Source organism: Methylocystis rosea SV97 (assembly GCF_000372845.1).
Lineage (GTDB): Bacteria > Pseudomonadota > Alphaproteobacteria > Rhizobiales > Beijerinckiaceae > Methylocystis > Methylocystis rosea.
This window is the reverse complement of the sequence record NZ_KB889963.1, coordinates 3,460,242-3,476,153: the sequence shown is the minus strand read 5'-3', so window position 1 is coordinate 3,476,153 and position 15,912 is coordinate 3,460,242. Positions and strand designations below refer to the sequence as shown.

The following is a 15,912-nucleotide window of genomic DNA, read 5'->3' as shown; positions in this document are numbered from 1 at the left end:
TGTGGACCCTTAGCTCCGGGGGCCCGATTGGATGCAAATCATCCCCAAAGCGGGGTTCTTATTCCACGCAACTTCACACCCGCTCGTTGACGCACGTAGCAATGCGTGCTTTGCCGCGGAAGTCCAGTCGTTTCGAAAGCCCCTAAAAGTAGCTGCAAAGCGCGTTTGCTGACTCGCAATTGGCGAATCAACGGCAAAACGGCGTTCGCGTTCGCTCAGTCGGACCCGCGAGTGAGGGTTCGTTCTCGATCACTCGCGCCCGTTCTCAGCGGACTGCGGCCTGACATCGTGCTCATGTCAGCCTTCCGACGCCGACAAAGCGTGATGGTGGCGCGATCAATATTCGCTGTCGATTTGTGCAGCAAGGACGCGGTATCTTTCATATGCGGCAATGGCTTGTTCGTCGGTGATTTCATCCTCCGGCGTCCCCGTCGTTTGGCAGTGAAAGATACGGCCAAACGTCAGCCAATCGCCCGCTCGATACGCTTCTGAAGATCGACGGTCGAGTTCGGCCTTACGCGCCTGGATCTGCTCCAGAGAGGTTGGATTCTGCTGATATTGGCTGGCGAAGCACAGTACTGAGACGCCGCGTCTTATCTCCGCCAGGGAAGCGGCGCTCTCGCGCTCCGGATGCAGCGCATCGCCGCGCCGTCGCCTGAAGAAGCGTCGACCGAGCGGACCTTCGATCAGATGGCATTCATCGCCCTCGGCGATCGCTGGCAATCGCAAGACGTCCCATGGCCCACTTTCCAGCACGTAGCCGACCAGGTCCTCTAGGTGCAGGCGTTGCATCACGATGATGATGGCGCCTTGCGCCTTATCGTTCAGGCGGCTCAGAAGCGTATTCTCGAACCACCTATGTGTCGCATTGCGGATCGCCTCCGAAAGGGCTTCGTCGGCTTTGTGGGGGTCATCGAGTATGATGATGTCGGCGCCGCGGCCGGTGAGAACGCCGCCGACCGACGTCGCTAACCGTCGACCCCCGCCAACCGTCTCGAAATCGTGCATGGACTGGCGGCCCCCAAGCACATCCCCAAAAAGCGCCCGGTAGAGGGAGCTCTGCATGAGCCGCTGGCATGCGCTTGCGAGTTCGTCGGCGAGATCCTGCCCATAGCTTGCGCAGATCACATGCTTGGCGGAATCGTGCCCCAGCAGCCAGGCGACGAAGGCCACCGATACACAATGCGACTTCAGATGGCGCGGCGGCAGATTGATGATGAGGCGTTTTATTTCGCCGCGGCGCACCGCCTCGAGCTTGGTTGCGACGACTTCGATATGAGGCGCAAGGTCGAGGCGTTTGCCGGGATACAGTTCATAGAAACTGGCTTCGATGAAGCTCGTGAGATCGCTCCTTAGAATGCAGGCATATTCTTCCGCCGAGAGCGAGAGATCACGCTGGATAGCGTTTGGATCTGTCATTTCGGGGCTTCTCCGTTCTCGGGCGACGTCTCTGTCTCCTCCTCCGCTTTCGTGGCCAGTCGGATTCGACGGACAATGCTTTCCACGACGTCCTTGTTTTCGGGGAGACCGACCCCAACGTCGGCCGCAGGCGCCTTTCCGAAGCCTTCGCTGCGCCGAATCTGATCGAGGACCAAGGCCGCCGCTTTTGCGTCGTTGCTCAAAGCCTTGTTGACGATTTGCTTCACCAACGCCTGCCCTTTCGGCATTCTCTTGCGCTCGCCGTTCTCAAGGAGGGTGACTGGCTGCGCTAATTCTTCGGCCAAGACCGTGCTGAAGCTCTTTGATCCTCTTGGCCGGCCTTTCGGATTGCCGCTTCGGCCTGGCTGAAACCGGGTGTGTTGTGGAGGACGGCCATAGCCGACGGAATATTCGCCATTGCGCGGAGAGGAACGCTTCCTATTGCTCATGCGAACGTCTCCGACTTGCCGGAGTCGCCGGCGAGCGTTTGCTCGCTGAGGGCGCCGCTATCCTCGCCGGTGACTTCACACGTCCGACCGACGACTGAGGAGGCGAGGCGTTGGTTCAGCCGTTCTTCGGCGATCTCATCGAAGGTTCTGCCTTCGCCGTCGAGAATGGCGTCGACTTTTGTGTAGGCTTGCCAGCGCCGGACGGCGACGTCGACGAATGCGGGCTCATATTCGAGACCAAAGCAGCGGCGGCCGACCTTCGCGGCCGCCATGAGCGTCGTGCCCGAGCCAAGGAACGGATCCAACACGATATCGCCCTTGGAGCTGCAATCGCGCATCGCGTCGGCGACCAGCGCGACTGGCTTCACGGTCGGATGCATGGCCAGCGCGTCGTCCCGATCGGCGCCAAAGCTGTTCACGCCAGCGTAGGTCCAGACGTTGCTGCGATTGCGGCCGTGTTTGCCGAGTTCGACATTGTTCTGATGCGGCGCCGCGCCCGCCCGGAACACGCCGATCAGCTCATGTTGGCTGCGATAGAAGGAGCCCTGGCCAGGATTGGTCTTGTTCCAGACGACTAAATTGAGCATGGCGTCATAGATCTTGCGGCCGACAGTCATGAGAAGGTCAATGTGCCGCCAGTCCATGCAGACGAAATGCACGGCGCCGTCGCGCGAGACGGCGGCCGCGGGGTGGAGGCATGCTTCGAGAAACGCCTCGAATTCGCGTTCTGACATTTCTCCCGAGGCGAAGGCGAATTCGTCATGCTTGATGCGGCCGCGGCCCTGCACGTGGCCGCCAATCCTGACATTGTAAGGCGGATCCGTGAAAGCCATCGCTGCAGGTTCGTTCTGCATAAGACGGGCGTAGTCTTCGGTCTCACGCGCGTCGCCGCACAAAACCCGGTGCTTTCCCAGAATCCAGAGATCGCCGCGGCGGCTGACTGCGGGACCGGCGGTCGGCGGCGGTCGGTCTTCGGGTTCTGGCTTCTCCTCGCCGATGTCGGCGAGGAGAACGTCGATCTCGCCAACCTCAAATCCCGTCAGTGAAATGTCGAGATCGAGCGTCGGCAGCAGAATCGATAGTTCATCGAGCTCGGCCGCCAACATCTCGCGGTTCCATCCGGCGCGCTCCGAAAACTTGTTATCAGCGATCACGAAGGCGCGCATGAGTTCGTCGCTCAAGCCTGTGACGCAAATGGTCGGAACCGTTTTCATCCCGAGCAGCTTTGCCGCGGCGTGTCGGGCATGGCCCGCGAGGATCATTCCCGATTCATCGACGACGATCACGCCGATAAAGCCAACGGCCCTGATCGCCTTTGCGAGATCCTTGATCTTCCGCTTGGGGTGCGTTCGCGCGCTTCTGGGATTCGGCTTAAGCTCGTCCAACGAGCGAAGCGACACGTTGCAGCTGGAGGGCGTACTGCCGAGCGCCACGCTGCGACGGCGGTCTGTTTTGGCGCGTCGGCGGTTTAATGCATCGACGGTGGGCATATGTGATCTCCGCAGAATCCAATGTTCCGCGAGACCTGATCACGAAGCGATCCGATGCGCTAAAGCACATGAAATGGCAATTTTTTGCCGCGCCATTCTTGGCCGCGCGGGGCATCGTCTCAAGGAGCCGACCTGTTCCTAGTTGAGCCTGCTTTTTCTTTTCCTCACGCGCCGGTAGGCAGGTCGCGGATCGAATTTCTTGGTATGCATTGCAATTTCGGTTGCCTGCGTCGCCGGATCTCTGAAGACGTCATCGACTGGGTCGTAGGTATAGGCGCGACCAAGCAGATGCAGTTGGAGCTCGTGCGTCACGCTGGCTTCGCTCGGGAAACGTCCCCGCGGATCGGGGATAAAAGGCTTCAGCGCCGCGCAAATCTCGCCTAGCCGGATGCAAGCGGCCGCGTCACGTCTCGTCGCGCGCTCCGCGAGATCCCCGATCGAATAGGCTGTTCCTGAAAGACCCGCCTGCGCCCATGCGTCGCAAAGCGCCGGCATTGCCATCTCGTCGTCGAGCGCAGCTTTGATCGGTCGCGCGCAACGCGAAATCACGAGAGGAGTCGCATTTCCAGCTTTGACAACGCCAAAGATCGCGCTGGCTAGTCTGCGTTCGGCGCGGATCTCTTGAAGACGTTGTTTGCCGAGCCTCAAGAGATTCAAGCCCAGGATCCTCGCTGTAAGGGGATCGCGACCGCTGTCGATTAGAATAGCCTCGTATCCGGGGACGGGCGGAGCGCTCTCGATGCGCTGAAGATCGGCAACGAACTTGAGCAACGCCGGAGGCGGATTCTGACGAAATTTTTTGGCGGTTTGCAGACATTGCTCGGCGAATCGTTTGATCGACGCCTGCAAGGCGGAGGCCATCCGCGCCAGAGCCTCTTGGGTTAGCCCCAACGCCTCACGAACAACAATGCTTGGATCGGCCACGCGCCCCCCAGCGAAAGCTCTCGCGCTCCTCTTTCGATTTAGCTGGTGGGGGCGTTGCTCAAGTCAAGACGTTTACATACGCCAGTCTGGACGAGCGCGACTTTCGCACGGGTGGATTTTGGGCTAGGCGTTCTCGTTTTCCTTCGGCTCGTTTCTTGGCGGACGCCTTGGTTAGTCGTCGTGCTTGGTGCGGGGTAGTGTCTCAGTTTGAAATTTAAGCCTGTTGACGCCGACTCGCTCTAGGCCATTCTCCTTGCTATCCTAATAGAGAGGAAGGAGCGGTCTGGTGATCGTTACCCTGGAATTCTTTCGTGAATCGCCAGGCGAATGTCGCGTTAGCATCTCGATCGAAAAGATAAATATCAAGGGGGCAGACGTGGCGGTAAAATATGCCCGCGGTGCCATTGATAATACCGTTTTCAACGGAAAAATGGCAGACGGCTGCCTAATTAAGAGTGAAAAAGGGGTTCTGATTTGCGTGGTAAAGCGTAATGCCCACCGGCCCTAAAGGAGAGAAGCGCCCCGCCGACGTGGTCGGCAACGCCGTCAAAATCATGCGTATCGCCACGGGCGAAGAACCGGAGGATTACGGCGATGCGCCTGAGAAGAATGCCGCCGCACAAGAACTAGGCCGCAAAGGCGGGAAGAAGCGCGCCGAGAGCATGACGGCGGAACGACGCGCCGATATAGCTAAGCACGCTGCGACAACCGGCGCGTTGCGCCAGCGTCTGGCGCTCACAGTCGCCGCGACCTGCGCGCGTCTCGCGCGGCTGCGCGAGGACGAAGCGGAGTTGCGCGACGCCGAACATCTTTCTGGCGACGGCGTCGACACCACTCCGGCCGGCCGCCTGCATCGGCTGTTTCGGCTCTTCGCGATGCGGTGCGTGAGATTGGATGCGGCGACGTTGGCCGCCGCCGACGAATATGTCGGGGCGCCGAGCGCCGTGGACGTGGCAAGGTTCCCTTCGATCCATGATGCGGACTTCCAGCTCGTCCACCTCCACCCGTTGAGCCAGTGCGCCGCTGGAACTCGGGCCGCCGGTCGTCGGTGGCGGATTGGCCCGGCTCGACGAAGTCGGCGACCGCCTCCCAGCCTCGCGCCTTATAAAAATTCTCCGCCTGCCGGCGCTGATCCGGAATGGAAAGATCGCTGTCGGCCTGCCGGCCGGTTGAGACACGCAAAGCGGCGATGACTTTGGGCGCGGCAGATCGGCTCAGCAGGCCGTTCAAGAGGAAAATCGCAACCAACATCAGAGCCACCTCGGCCTGGGCGTCGGTCATATGTGGACACGGCCCGCGCGGTTGGGTTGCACGAAAACCTCATTGTCGAGATCGCCAAAGCCGATAACGACTGGGGGCTTGAACTCCAAGCGTGCTATACGTAGCGAGCAAAGTGCCTCAACTATGGAGTCGCGGGCAATAAATCAGCGGCGATGAGGGCGTTCGCATAGGACTTGGTAGGGGATATTGCCGCGCGCCATCGGCGAACTATAAATTCCATTCGCGGAGCGCAGCGACCATGCCCACAAGCATGACGACAATCGAGCGCGCGTTCTTCCTGGCAAGGTTCGGCGAATGCACGCGTGTCGACGATCTCATTAAGCGTCTCAACCGTGAAGGCTACGACGGACGTCAGATTCAAGGACGGCTTCTTAGGAAGCAGCTTCGAGATTTGATTCAGCAAGCAATAAAGCGACAACCCAAGTCGCCATCTGAATCGGCGCAGGTCGCGCCAAGAGATTAACTTTAAATCTGCAAATCGACGTCCCACGCGCGCTAGCAACTAAAGTTTTACGGAAGTGCCGGCACGATCGTTGCGGGGCTTGGCGAACGCCAGCTATGGATTCGGCGTCTTCAAACGGAGTCGCTCATGCAGCGTATAATTACGACCGTTAAGGCCTTCTCTGCCTCGTCTACGATTAGCATCCTTAGGAAATTGCCGACGCATGTCGTCAGGCGGATAAGGACTGCGCCGGAGGCATTTGTCGACGCCATAGAGCGTCTTGCGAAGTAGTAGGTCTGGAGTTCTACCGAACAAAAAACGCCCCGCCGCGGATCCCGCGTCGGGACGTTCCTTGGCTGCCGTGGAAGGGAACGGCGATTTTTCAGAGAAGGGCACAGGCGCTTAAGGCGAGGGCGCCCGAGCTTTTCTCTCAGCCGCCAAAAATCCAGAAGGTTGATGTGCTGGCTTCAAAGCTAGGCTGAAGAAAACGCCCCGCCGCTACATCCGCGGTCGGGGCGCTTCTGCCGCTAGCGGCGAGACCGACGCCAGCGACGGGCCGATCGTAAACCTTCAATGCTTGCGCTGCAAATTGAGGGCAGCAACGACCTTAGGCCATGACTCAGACGATCCGCGCGCGCTCATCGGGCTGGTCGTGGTCGCGCCGTTGAGCAGGATGACGATCCCGAGATTGAGATCGCTCTCGGGTGCCACATGCGAGCGCCGAGGTCGCCGTTGTGGAGAGCGCGGCGAGCCCGTTGGTGAAGCAGATAACGCCTGATGCGCCCTGACGACGAAATGCGCCGTTGAGCTCTGCGATGGTGCTCCTACGAAGAAAGCGATGGGGGCTGATAAGGTCGACATCTTCCGGGGTTGCCCCGGGGATGCCGCAGCAGGCGCGTGCCGACAAGCGCGGTCAACGGGCTTGTCCCCTGACGGCGCGCGGCGGCCGCGACAATGCGGCGATGTCGAGGCGGCCTAGGGGCGTGGGAAATTGACGGCGCGCGCGAAACACGGGCTTTAGAAACACTGGGCGGTGGATCAAATTGTTCCGTCGGAATGTGATTAAATTTTTTTCATGCATTGTGCGAGCGACGCCACAGCGGGTTCACAATGTCTCGGTAGAAAGAATCATTCCTCGACGGCTCTCCGCTTGGCTCGCACGCAGCTCTTCTTTGCGGCGCAGCACAACCGAGCAGCGCGAGGCCAGCATCAAACGAAACAACAACAGCTTGGCCGCCGTGGGTGGCCGAGGCGGAGTCCTTCCTATGATTACCCTCGAAGAATGCGCAGCGTTCGCGGCGCTCGAAACAAACGAACTCTTCACGGGGGCCGTGCTCACAGCGAAACATCGATCGCTGCTATCGAGCTACCTCTTTAATCTCAAGCGTGGGCCCATCAGTGTGAGAAAGATGATTGTCGCGGACATTCGCATGGCGATTGACCTGGGCGCGTCAAAGCACGCCGCAGACCTCATTTTGGTGCTTCGGATGTACCTCTCCAAACATCTGGAAGGGCGAATCCAGCGACCGTCTGCGAGGAGGCATGTTGGATATAGGACATGCCGTCTTGATCGTGATTATCGAGCAATATGCATCAGTGGACGATGAGATGTGTGGGTCACTGGGGAGCGGAGAGAGAGAGCCGGTTGGCGGATTGAATACAGACTCTCGGCCGGGCGCTATTCCTCGTCGAAAGCACGCGTAATAGTCAGCGCTTCTTAACGAGCTTTTTCGGTTTCGCTGCCTTCGCTTCTTTCTTTGCGCTCGCCTTTTTCTTTTTGCCGCCACCTTTCTCAGGCTTCGGCTCGCTAAGCTTCTTTATGAGTTCAATGGCTTTATCGATGTCTCTGGGCTTTTCGAGACGGAGGGAGGTGCGACCCCCTTTCACGGTAACGCCGCCAGTCTCGACGACTTCAACGAGGTCGGGGCGAGCGGCGTCCAAGAACATAAGCGCTGCTGCGGGAGGCATCACCAGTTTGAAGTGATCGCGCCGGTCAGTGGCCACGCTCCAGTCGAGATTGCGTCGGCTCTCGTCGAAGCGGCTTTCGCTGTATCGCTCTACGGCTATTTCATCCGATAGTGACTGGGCGCGGGACGCCAACTCGGTATACCTGCCGACATACTCATCATGCTTGCGAGCAGCCTCGCTTGCCTCGGCGGTTGCTGCGTCTGTCCCGCCCTCTTTCTCAGTACCCTCCGAGAGCTCGGAGAAGGTGGAGACGAAGTCCATTTCGATAACCGGTTGTTTTACTTTTGCCATCATGAGCTCCTGTAGAGGGCGGTAGGTGAATCGCGTGAGACAAGCGCCGACATCCGTAGTGGTGGCATTCTCGCAGCGGATTGTGCCGCCGTGGAATCAATTAGCGAGTATAGAGTGCAAGGACGCTTGTGGCAGTTTGAAAAAGGCCGCGCGCACCCGCCGGGTGGGTGAATAGCTCCTAACCCGAGTCTCGCGACTCCGCTCGGAAGGGGAGACCGGTCAGTATTCCTGTGCGAGCATGAGGGCAGCACGCGTGTCGTCTTTGTCGGATCGGCCGGGTCTTCCGAGCCGAATTCGAGGTTCGGGTCGTAGTAATCGATCTTCCAAAAGAACGTGCGCCCGGCGAGTTCGAAGCTGCCGAAGTCATGCTCGCTCTGCGTGAATGCTTCGAACGTAGCGGTCTTGCGAACCGCCGACGCCTTCACATCGCTGGGTAGGGAATTGACGCCGGCCGTCAGCACGACTTGTCCGAGTTGCGGATCGAAGTTCTTACGGAAAGCGTCGTTCAATTCCCGGATGCATGTGCGCGCATCATTGTAAGTGTGCGACATGGGCTCCTCCCCACAATCGACGCGCGGGAGTCGCGCGTCGAAGCGCAGGGAGAAGCCTTCTGTAATTTACTCTTGGATAGAGGGCGGTCGAGCGGGCAAATAAACGGCTACGCGCGATGATGTTCGGGGCCGCTAATTGAAAAGTAGAAAAGTACGCTGAACACGGCGGCCGTCATACACCACACAGAGTACCAAACTTCTTTCATCTCCAAAAACGTATAAAGGAAGGACGCGCCCACCACGAATCCAATCACGTTTATAACGCGGTTCCGCAGGGTGACAAGAGAAAGGAGCGTAATGGCTGCATATGCATAGTCGATGAAAATCGGGGGTCTCATCGTAACCGTCAGGGAGTGAAGATGAGCCAGAAATCCGATAGCCCGAAACCTTCGTCTGAACGGCTTGTGAGAGATATTCGCCGCGCGACTCGCCGGCATTATTCGGCCGAGGAGAAAATCCGCATCGTTCTCGATGGCCTGCGCGGCGAGCACAGCATCGCCGAGTTGTGCCGACGCGAAGGCATCGCCGAGAGCCTGTATTATTCCTGGTCGAAAGAGTTCCTCGAAGCCGGCAAACGGCGTCTTGCCGGCGACACGGAGCGGGCGGCGACGACCGGCGAGGTCAAGGATCTGCGACGGCAGGCCAAGGAGCTGAAAGAAGTCGTCGCCGAGCAGGCGCTCGAATTGCGACTGCTTAAAAAAAGCATGATCGCGGATGGGGGAGACGAGGAATGAGATATCCCCCCTCCGAAAAGCTGGAGATCATCCGCCTTGTTGAGCAGTCGCATCTGCCGGCAAGGAAGACGCTGGAGAAGATCGGCGTCGCACGTCCGACATTTTACCGCTGGTGCGATCTCTATCGGTCCGGCGGATTGGAAGCTTTGGCCGACAAGCCGTCCCGACCGTCGCGCATCTGGAACCGCATCCCCGATGAGACTCGCGACGAGATCGTTCAACTGGCGCTCGATGAGCCGGAACTGTCGCCGCGGGAACTCGCCGCGCGCTTCGTCGATACGAAAAACTATTTTGTGTCAGAAGCTTCAGTCTATCGCCTACTCAAAGCGCATGATCTGATCACGAGCCCGGCCTTCATCGTCGTCAAGGCGGCGGATGAGTTTAAGGACAAGACCACCGCGCCCAACCAGCTCTGGCAAACGGACTTCACCTATCTGAAGGTGATCGGCTGGGGCTGGTTTTATCTCAGCACCATTCTCGACGACTTCTCACGCTACATCGTCGCCTGGAAGCTGTGCACGACGATGAAGGCTGAGGACGTGACCGAGACGCTGAATATGGCGCTCCAAGCATCCGGCCTGGATCAGGCCCATGTCGTTCATCGGCCGCGTCTGCTCTCGGACAACGGCTCGTCCTATATCTCGGGCGATCTGGCGACATGGCTCAACGATCATAAAATCGAGCACATTCGCGGCGCGCCGTTGCATCCACAGACCCAAGGCAAGATCGAGCGCTGGCATCAAACGCTCAAGAACCGCATCCTGCTCGAAAACTATTATCTGCCGGGCGACCTGAAGGCGAAGATCGGCGCCTTCGTCGATCACTACAATCATCGCCGCTATCACGAGAGCCTGAACAATCTCGCGCCCGCCGACGTCTACTGCGGACGCGGCGCAAAAATCCTGCGCGAAAGAGAAAGGATCAAACGCATCACAATCGAGAATCGACGCTTGCAACATCAAATGACCGCCGCTTAAACTCAATCGTCAGGTGAGCCGCATCCTCCACTAAATTGCAGCCTAGCCTGTCTCAAATCATTCGACGACGGACACAGCCGTCGAAGGCGGCAATCTCTGGCTCAAGACCGCCGGTATCCGGTGAATGTCGGCTAATTAGCATAACAGCCGATCACGACGTTTTTGCCCACGGCCCCGCAACTGGGGAGGCATGAGGAGCAACATTGATATTTGCATCATCTTTTGAGTTTTTCAGAAACGTCTCGGCTTCTGCGCTTATGCAATGAAGCCGGATAATGCGTCAATTGCAGCGGTCCGCGAGCCTGTTCAAATGGGACATCGAAAAGTAGATCAATGAAGCTACGACTGGTTGCCTCGCGTTTTGGGCCAGGGGCCAGCTATTGAATAAAAACAAGGGAGATGTGAAATGCTCAATCGCAACCTTATGGCTGGTCTCATTAGTCTCGGCCTTATGATGGTGCCGGGCTTATCTCTTGCACAAAGTTCGCATATCTCCGAAGCTACTAAGGAACTCGAAGAGGGCATTACCGAAGGTAGGAAGGGGATGGCGTCGTCATTCGCAGACCACCTCCAAAGCGCTCTCGAGCACGCAGAAGCGGCGAACAAGGAAAAGTTCAACCATCACAAAGTAGCCGCCATCAACGAACTAAAAAAGGCGATGAGCCTTGCGAGGGGAACCGGACACGCCGGCCGACTCTCAAAAGGTGTAACCCATGCCGTGATTGCTCGACAGGAATTGCAGGCAGCAGAAAAAGATTAGGCCAGGCCTCTGCCTCTGCACCAGTCTTCAGAGCCGGCAATAATGGAGGCTGGTCAGCCTCCTGCCGCGCTTGCTACCTCGAACGGGTGTTTGAATGCGAAGATGCATTCAACATTCCCCGCCATTTCTGGCGGGGCCGCGGGAAAATCCCGAATGTGCGGTAAGTGTACCAAATCCTCAGAAATGCGCAACGGACGCTCATGCGTCTGGATCGCGGCGCGGCCGTTTCGGCTGGGACTGAGGCGGTACTTCTGATGGAGTTTTCGGCGGCGCAGGTGGCTTTTCGGTCTTTTCGTCCGTGGAGGGCAGGGGGTCGGGATTTTCTGGCTCCGGATCGGCCGCGTACCGCGCCCGGTTGCGCTGAAGCAATTTCTGGTAGCTTGCCTCGCTCATCTTGGGTGCATCGCGTAAGGCAAAGAACGGGACAGTGATCGACACCGCATGGGGCGTGATGTTGCGAACGTAGCAGGCCCAGTTCGACGATTGCGAGTCCCTTCCACTCCGGTTGTCCTTCTTTTGTGAAAACAGAAATTCCGGGGTGCTCTGGAAATCATTCGCCAATTGCCGGGCGTCCGCGTGGCTGATACCGCCACACATTTTTATGCTCGTGTTCGAAGCGACATGCGCCCGCATCGCGCCCTTCAGGTCGTCCATGAGCTGATGCGCAAAGAGAACGCCTAGATTGTATTTTCTCGCCTGCCGCAACAATTTTTCGAGGCTTTCATCGAAATAGGACGCTGCTTCGTCGATGATGAGATAGGTTTGGTTCCATTCACGCTCGGGCACGGCGACGCGCTCGAAGACAGCGGCCATGGTCGAGGCGATCATGTAGCGTCCGAAGATAGGGGATGCATCCTTTAACATCGCATCGCTTGTATTAACGCAGACGACGCTCTTGCGCTGGATCGCCTCAAACTTTGACAACTTGTTCTGCCGCGAAGCGAACATGCGTTCGAAGGCGGGCACGCGCACCACGTCATAGAGGCGTCGCGCCAGCGAGTTGCGCGTCTGTGCGAAAGAAGGATTTTTGTAAAACTGCTTCTCGAAGAAGCCGCGCGCCGTGGGATCGAGCGCGGCGATGTGGCTCTAAAATTTGCTCTGCTCCGCACGCTTCACGTCTTCTTCCAGAAAGTCGAGCAGGGTGTGGATCGTCGCCGCAGGCTGCATGGAAAGCATGAGACGCGATACATACGCGAAGGCGGTACCCATTTGAGTCGAGAGTTCGGCCGCAAGCGACGCGAAAACGTAATTGAAGAGCTGGAGGACATCACCCTCGACGATCTCGCGTTCCGCACGCGAATAGCCGCTCGACCGCGTGTTATTAACCGCGAACATATTGAGCGCCGGGGGCGTGTCATCTTCCGGGTCTATGATGATGAGGCGATCGGCAAGTGAACTGGGCGTGTCCGGATCGAAAAGGGAGAGACGTTGGATCTGCCGTAGCAGCTGGTTCTGGCTGTCGATGATGATGAGCGCCGGCGGGTCAGGCTTTTGCAAGTCGCTCATGATGATGTGACTGAGGGTTTGCGTCTTGCCGTGACCGCTGCCCCCCAAGAGATGCCAATGCTCGCCGCGCTGCGCCTCGGGAGTGCCGAAGGGGAGTCGCGCCAATGAGAGCGCCACCAAGGGCGTACCCTTAAGAAAGGTGTCAACGATCTCGCGGGGCGTGCCATTGTATGCGGACGGCTGTATGAGCTTCAGCGAGACACGACTCTCCTTGGTGAAAGGGAGACGCGACGCGGCGCAGCGGTTCTGATCGTACTGCTCGCGGAAGGTCGCGGATACCGGGTAGAGAGTTTCGGCGATCTGTTCGATGGGCTTTCCCGCATCCGGTAGCATGTCGAGGAGCGAGACGGTGAATGCGCCTTCCTCTATCCTTGGCAACTCGTCGACGATTATTTGGAACGATCGCGCGACCGCATGTTCGAAGCGAGTGAAGGTATCCGGATCGGCGAGCTTGTTGATGTACTCCGCGAGACGGTCGCGGTATCGTGCCGCTTCGATGCTCTCAGGAATCTGAGGGGGAGCGGGTATCGAGGTGGTGTCAAATCCTTCGGCCCGGTACAGCTGCGTGGCGATCTCCGCGAGCATACGCTGGATATGTTTGGGAGCGCCCGCGACCAGGCGCTCAGCGAAGGCCTCGGCGCTCGGCAAGCTCGATGCCGCCAGCATATTGCATGCCTGCTCATACAGGGCCGTGTTCTTTTTGTGCGCCTCCTGGCGCACCGTAGCCGGTGCGTTGCGGTGATTGTCACGGAAGACGCGGAAGATCATATCTCGTAGCTCGATGGATGACGGGTGGCAGCATTGCCGAGAATGTAGGTCTTGATCTTGGGCAATATTTCCCTGGCCGCCTTGCGTTGGGCCGCATTAGCATTTTCGCGCTCTGCCTGTTCTACAGCACTTGTATCGCGTTCCTCCTGTTCAGCTTTCAGAGCCAAGGCGCGTGCGGCTTGGTCCTCCGCTGCGCGGGCTTCTGTGGCCCGCCGGGCGGCCTCACGTTCTCCGGCTCGCACATCGCGCGCGGCAATGATCGCTTTGCGGGCCGTCAGCCGCTCAGCCGCGTTTTCGTTGAACTCGGCTGTCAAAGCGCGGAACTTTTGCAGTTTAGCTTCTTTTGCGGCCTCGGCGGTGCTTCTGCGCTCGTCAAAATTGGCGTTCTTAAAAATAGCCATTCACTCGCGTCCTCTTTGACTTCGGTTGTTTCACTGCGTGTGTGTGACATTCAGGGCATTATGCCCCTTGAACAACTTGCAGCTCCCGACTGAACGTGGCAATGCCCGAATAACCTACTGGACCACATATGAAAAACGAATTGGGTCCGATCGCCTGCGTCGGCGCCTTGTCAGCTTTCATATAGTTATAGCGCCAGCACCAAAAAAATAGCGATGCGCATGCCAATAAGAGAGACGCCCGCAGTGGATGTAACGGCGGGGCGCCACAATGGCGTTCGAATTGCAGGATAAAGAGCGAGACTGAGAGGCGCCGCGTTAGAAAAGGTAGGAGGCATGAGTTTCGTTCGAGTGCCGTCATCTGCCGCGCGCTGGCCAATTGGGAAGTTGGCATGTAAAGCGGGTTCAAATGGCGGCACCCGCGACATGGAACGGCGCAAAGAGTTTTCTTTTGACAACTGAGACCTTAACGGCCGCAGAAATCTGGCGAAAGCCTTGATTTGGATCCACGCGAGCAGTGAACCGAAGATAGAGCCACACCGCATGCCGGATGGTCGGGCGAGAGCGATGACGGGTATCCTGAAGCAATGACGCCCCAGAATGCAGTATTGACCGGGTATTTTCTTAACCTTGCCGCTGTCAGAAAAGGGCGTGATATTGTCATGGCGATGAGCAACAAATTGCCGAGCGAGACAGTGCATCGCCCGCAATCTTAAGGAGATCAGTCATGGACACCACTGCTGACAGGATCAAAGACATTGGGCCACAGCCGCAATCGTTCGACATTGAACTCGCGACCAAGGAAAACACCAATTACCGTTCAGTCGCCTGGAGCGGGCGGTACCTGCAAGTGACGCTGATGTCGATCCCCGCTGGTGGAGACATTGGCCTTGAAGCGCATCCGGAGACCGATCAGTTCCTGCGCCTCGACGCTGGCAGCGGCCGAGTACAGATGGGAGCCGCGAAGGACAAACTGACTTTCGAGAAGGAAGTTTCAGATGGCTGGTGCGTCCTCGTTCCGGCGGGGACCTGGCACAACATCACCAATATCGGCGCGACGCCAATGCAGGTCTACGCTATCTATGCGCCCGCCCATCACACGCCCGACAAGGTGCAGGCGACGGCGGCGGCGGCCGCAGCCGACAAAGACGACGAGCCAGCGTCCTGGTCAGTGCAGCCAAAACATGCGCCCGACAAACACGGGTGACCCATTGATCTGCAAGATAGGAACTTTTTTTGATGGGGGATGACACGCATCACGCCGAATTGACAACCGAGCTGGAAAATCTCCGGCGCGAACTCACTTTCGCCAACGCCCGCTACGACGAGTTACAGCATCGCGTGAGAAACGAGTTTCAAGTGTTTTTGTCATGGTTTAGATCGCAGGAAAGGAGCGCTCATACGCCCTCTTCGTGCAGTCAGTGCATCTCGCGAATGTGGAGCGTTGCCGCACTGCACCAATCGCTCGACAGCTCCTCCTCCCCACTCGACATGGCCGTTTATTTACAGTCCATGTCGGAGTGTTTTAATAAGGCGTTCGGCGGTCCCGTTAATTTTACCACGTTAGTCCAGCCAAACTTGTATCTCGATACTCGGCTCGCGACGGGCGTAGGGCGATTCTTCTGTGAAGCTGCGATGAATGCGATCAAACACGGCTTCCCGGACGGTTCGAGCGGCCATGTAATGACCAACCTTCGTAGCTTCGGCAATATCTTTGAATTGATCGTTGCAAACGACGGCGCGGCTTTTGACCCGAAGTCCGTGCAGCCGAGAGGTTTCCACGCCCTGAAAGACATCGCCAGTCAAATGAACGGTGAGTTGCACCTGGAACCGATGCAAGAAGGCATGCAAGTCCGGTTGACGTTTTCGATATGAAACGGCCGTTCGCGAGTGCAGATTTGTCAGTGTTCACGTTCGAAGTTGTTCGGCACGGCGAGGCGTCTCTACGGATTGT

15 protein-coding genes and 2 pseudogenes are annotated in these 15,912 nt (G+C 58.1%); 6 read left to right on the top strand and 11 right to left on the bottom strand.

All coding sequences use genetic code 11. The features are described from left to right. Positions 1 to 336 precede the first annotated feature (336 nt). From A3OO_RS21990 to A3OO_RS23710, 4 genes are all read right to left on the bottom strand, one after another. Positions 337 to 1,419, bottom strand: a complete 1,083-nt coding sequence (locus tag A3OO_RS21990; RefSeq protein ID WP_018409303.1) for a hypothetical protein — start codon at positions 1,417 to 1,419, stop codon at positions 337 to 339. Continuing rightward, positions 1,416 to 1,868, bottom strand: coding sequence for a DUF5681 domain-containing protein (locus A3OO_RS22710; protein WP_018409302.1), 453 nt, complete (start codon positions 1,866 to 1,868; stop codon positions 1,416 to 1,418). The genes A3OO_RS21990 and A3OO_RS22710 overlap by 4 nt, the downstream gene beginning before the upstream one ends. Continuing rightward, on the bottom strand, positions 1,865 to 3,358 hold the full coding sequence (locus A3OO_RS21980) for a site-specific DNA-methyltransferase (RefSeq protein WP_083909785.1): 1,494 nt from the start codon (positions 3,356 to 3,358) through the stop codon (positions 1,865 to 1,867). The genes A3OO_RS22710 and A3OO_RS21980 overlap by 4 nt, the downstream gene beginning before the upstream one ends. Before the next feature lie 138 nt (positions 3,359 to 3,496). Then, entirely contained in the window at positions 3,497 to 3,853 is a 357-nt protein-coding gene (locus A3OO_RS23710) for a hypothetical protein (protein WP_156824867.1), read from the bottom strand. 715 nt (positions 3,854 to 4,568) lie between these two features. On the opposite strand from A3OO_RS23710, the gene A3OO_RS23705 reads away from it, so the two are divergent. Together A3OO_RS23705 and A3OO_RS24720 are read left to right on the top strand one after the other, a co-directional pair. Beyond that, positions 4,569 to 4,790: a hypothetical protein gene (locus A3OO_RS23705; protein ID WP_156824866.1), complete on the top strand. Its 222-nt coding sequence runs from the start codon at positions 4,569 to 4,571 to the stop codon at positions 4,788 to 4,790. Beyond that, a pseudogene (locus tag A3OO_RS24720) lies at positions 4,774 to 5,196 on the top strand (DUF1403 family protein); the annotation flags it as partial. The gene A3OO_RS23705 and the pseudogene A3OO_RS24720, both read left to right, overlap by 17 nt. 106 nt (positions 5,197 to 5,302) lie before the next feature. On the opposite strand, the pseudogene A3OO_RS23100 reads toward A3OO_RS24720, so the two are convergent. The 3 genes and pseudogenes from A3OO_RS23100 to A3OO_RS24315 all read right to left on the bottom strand — a co-directional run. Further along, a pseudogene (locus tag A3OO_RS23100) lies at positions 5,303 to 5,533 on the bottom strand (recombinase family protein); the annotation flags it as partial. 2,179 nt (positions 5,534 to 7,712) lie between these two features. Beyond that, complete coding sequence (locus A3OO_RS0118225; RefSeq protein ID WP_018409294.1) at positions 7,713 to 8,267, bottom strand: hypothetical protein; 555 nt, start codon at positions 8,265 to 8,267, stop codon at positions 7,713 to 7,715. Then, the gene (locus A3OO_RS24315) at positions 8,264 to 8,815 is read right to left on the bottom strand and encodes a DUF3768 domain-containing protein (protein WP_245257190.1); all 552 of its coding nucleotides are present in this window, start codon (positions 8,813 to 8,815) and stop codon (positions 8,264 to 8,266) included. The genes A3OO_RS0118225 and A3OO_RS24315 overlap by 4 nt, the downstream gene beginning before the upstream one ends. 359 nt (positions 8,816 to 9,174) lie before the next feature. Between A3OO_RS24315 and A3OO_RS0118210 the strand changes: the two genes are divergently transcribed. Both A3OO_RS0118210 and smbP read left to right on the top strand, forming a co-directional pair. After that, positions 9,175 to 10,526, top strand: a protein-coding gene (locus tag A3OO_RS0118210; RefSeq protein WP_425338967.1) for an IS3 family transposase whose coding sequence is annotated in 2 segments (ribosomal slippage) — positions 9,175 to 9,511 and positions 9,511 to 10,526 — 1,353 coding nt in all. Because the reading frame shifts where the segments join, the coding sequence is not laid out codon by codon here. 406 nt (positions 10,527 to 10,932) lie between these two features. Beyond that, positions 10,933 to 11,286, top strand: coding sequence for a small metal-binding protein SmbP (smbP, locus tag A3OO_RS21965; protein ID WP_156824863.1), 354 nt, complete (start codon positions 10,933 to 10,935; stop codon positions 11,284 to 11,286). Between the two features lie 198 nt (positions 11,287 to 11,484). Here the strand turns inward: smbP and A3OO_RS0118200 are convergent, their stop codons facing one another. The 4 genes from A3OO_RS0118200 to A3OO_RS24050 form a co-directional block, all read right to left on the bottom strand. Then, entirely contained in the window at positions 11,485 to 12,261 is a 777-nt protein-coding gene (locus A3OO_RS0118200; protein ID WP_018409289.1) for a type IV secretory system conjugative DNA transfer family protein, read from the bottom strand. Positions 12,262 to 12,372: 111 nt separating this feature from the next. Then, positions 12,373 to 13,560 (bottom strand): hypothetical protein, encoded by a 1,188-nt coding sequence (locus A3OO_RS0118195; protein ID WP_018409288.1) that lies wholly within the window; start codon positions 13,558 to 13,560, stop codon positions 12,373 to 12,375. Beyond that, on the bottom strand, positions 13,557 to 13,961 hold the full coding sequence (locus A3OO_RS0118190; protein ID WP_018409287.1) for a DUF6481 family protein: 405 nt from the start codon (positions 13,959 to 13,961) through the stop codon (positions 13,557 to 13,559). The genes A3OO_RS0118195 and A3OO_RS0118190 overlap by 4 nt, the downstream gene beginning before the upstream one ends. 185 nt (positions 13,962 to 14,146) lie before the next feature. Further along, complete coding sequence (locus A3OO_RS24050) at positions 14,147 to 14,659, bottom strand: hypothetical protein (protein ID WP_198008838.1); 513 nt, start codon at positions 14,657 to 14,659, stop codon at positions 14,147 to 14,149. 26 nt (positions 14,660 to 14,685) lie between these two features. Between A3OO_RS24050 and A3OO_RS0118185 the strand changes: the two genes are divergently transcribed. After that, complete coding sequence (locus tag A3OO_RS0118185) at positions 14,686 to 15,165, top strand: cupin domain-containing protein (protein ID WP_018409286.1); 480 nt, start codon at positions 14,686 to 14,688, stop codon at positions 15,163 to 15,165. A 32-nt stretch (positions 15,166 to 15,197) separates the two neighbouring features. Next, complete coding sequence (locus A3OO_RS0118180) at positions 15,198 to 15,833, top strand: histidine kinase dimerization/phosphoacceptor domain -containing protein (RefSeq protein WP_083909783.1); 636 nt, start codon at positions 15,198 to 15,200, stop codon at positions 15,831 to 15,833. Positions 15,834 to 15,912: the final 79 nt, after the last annotated feature.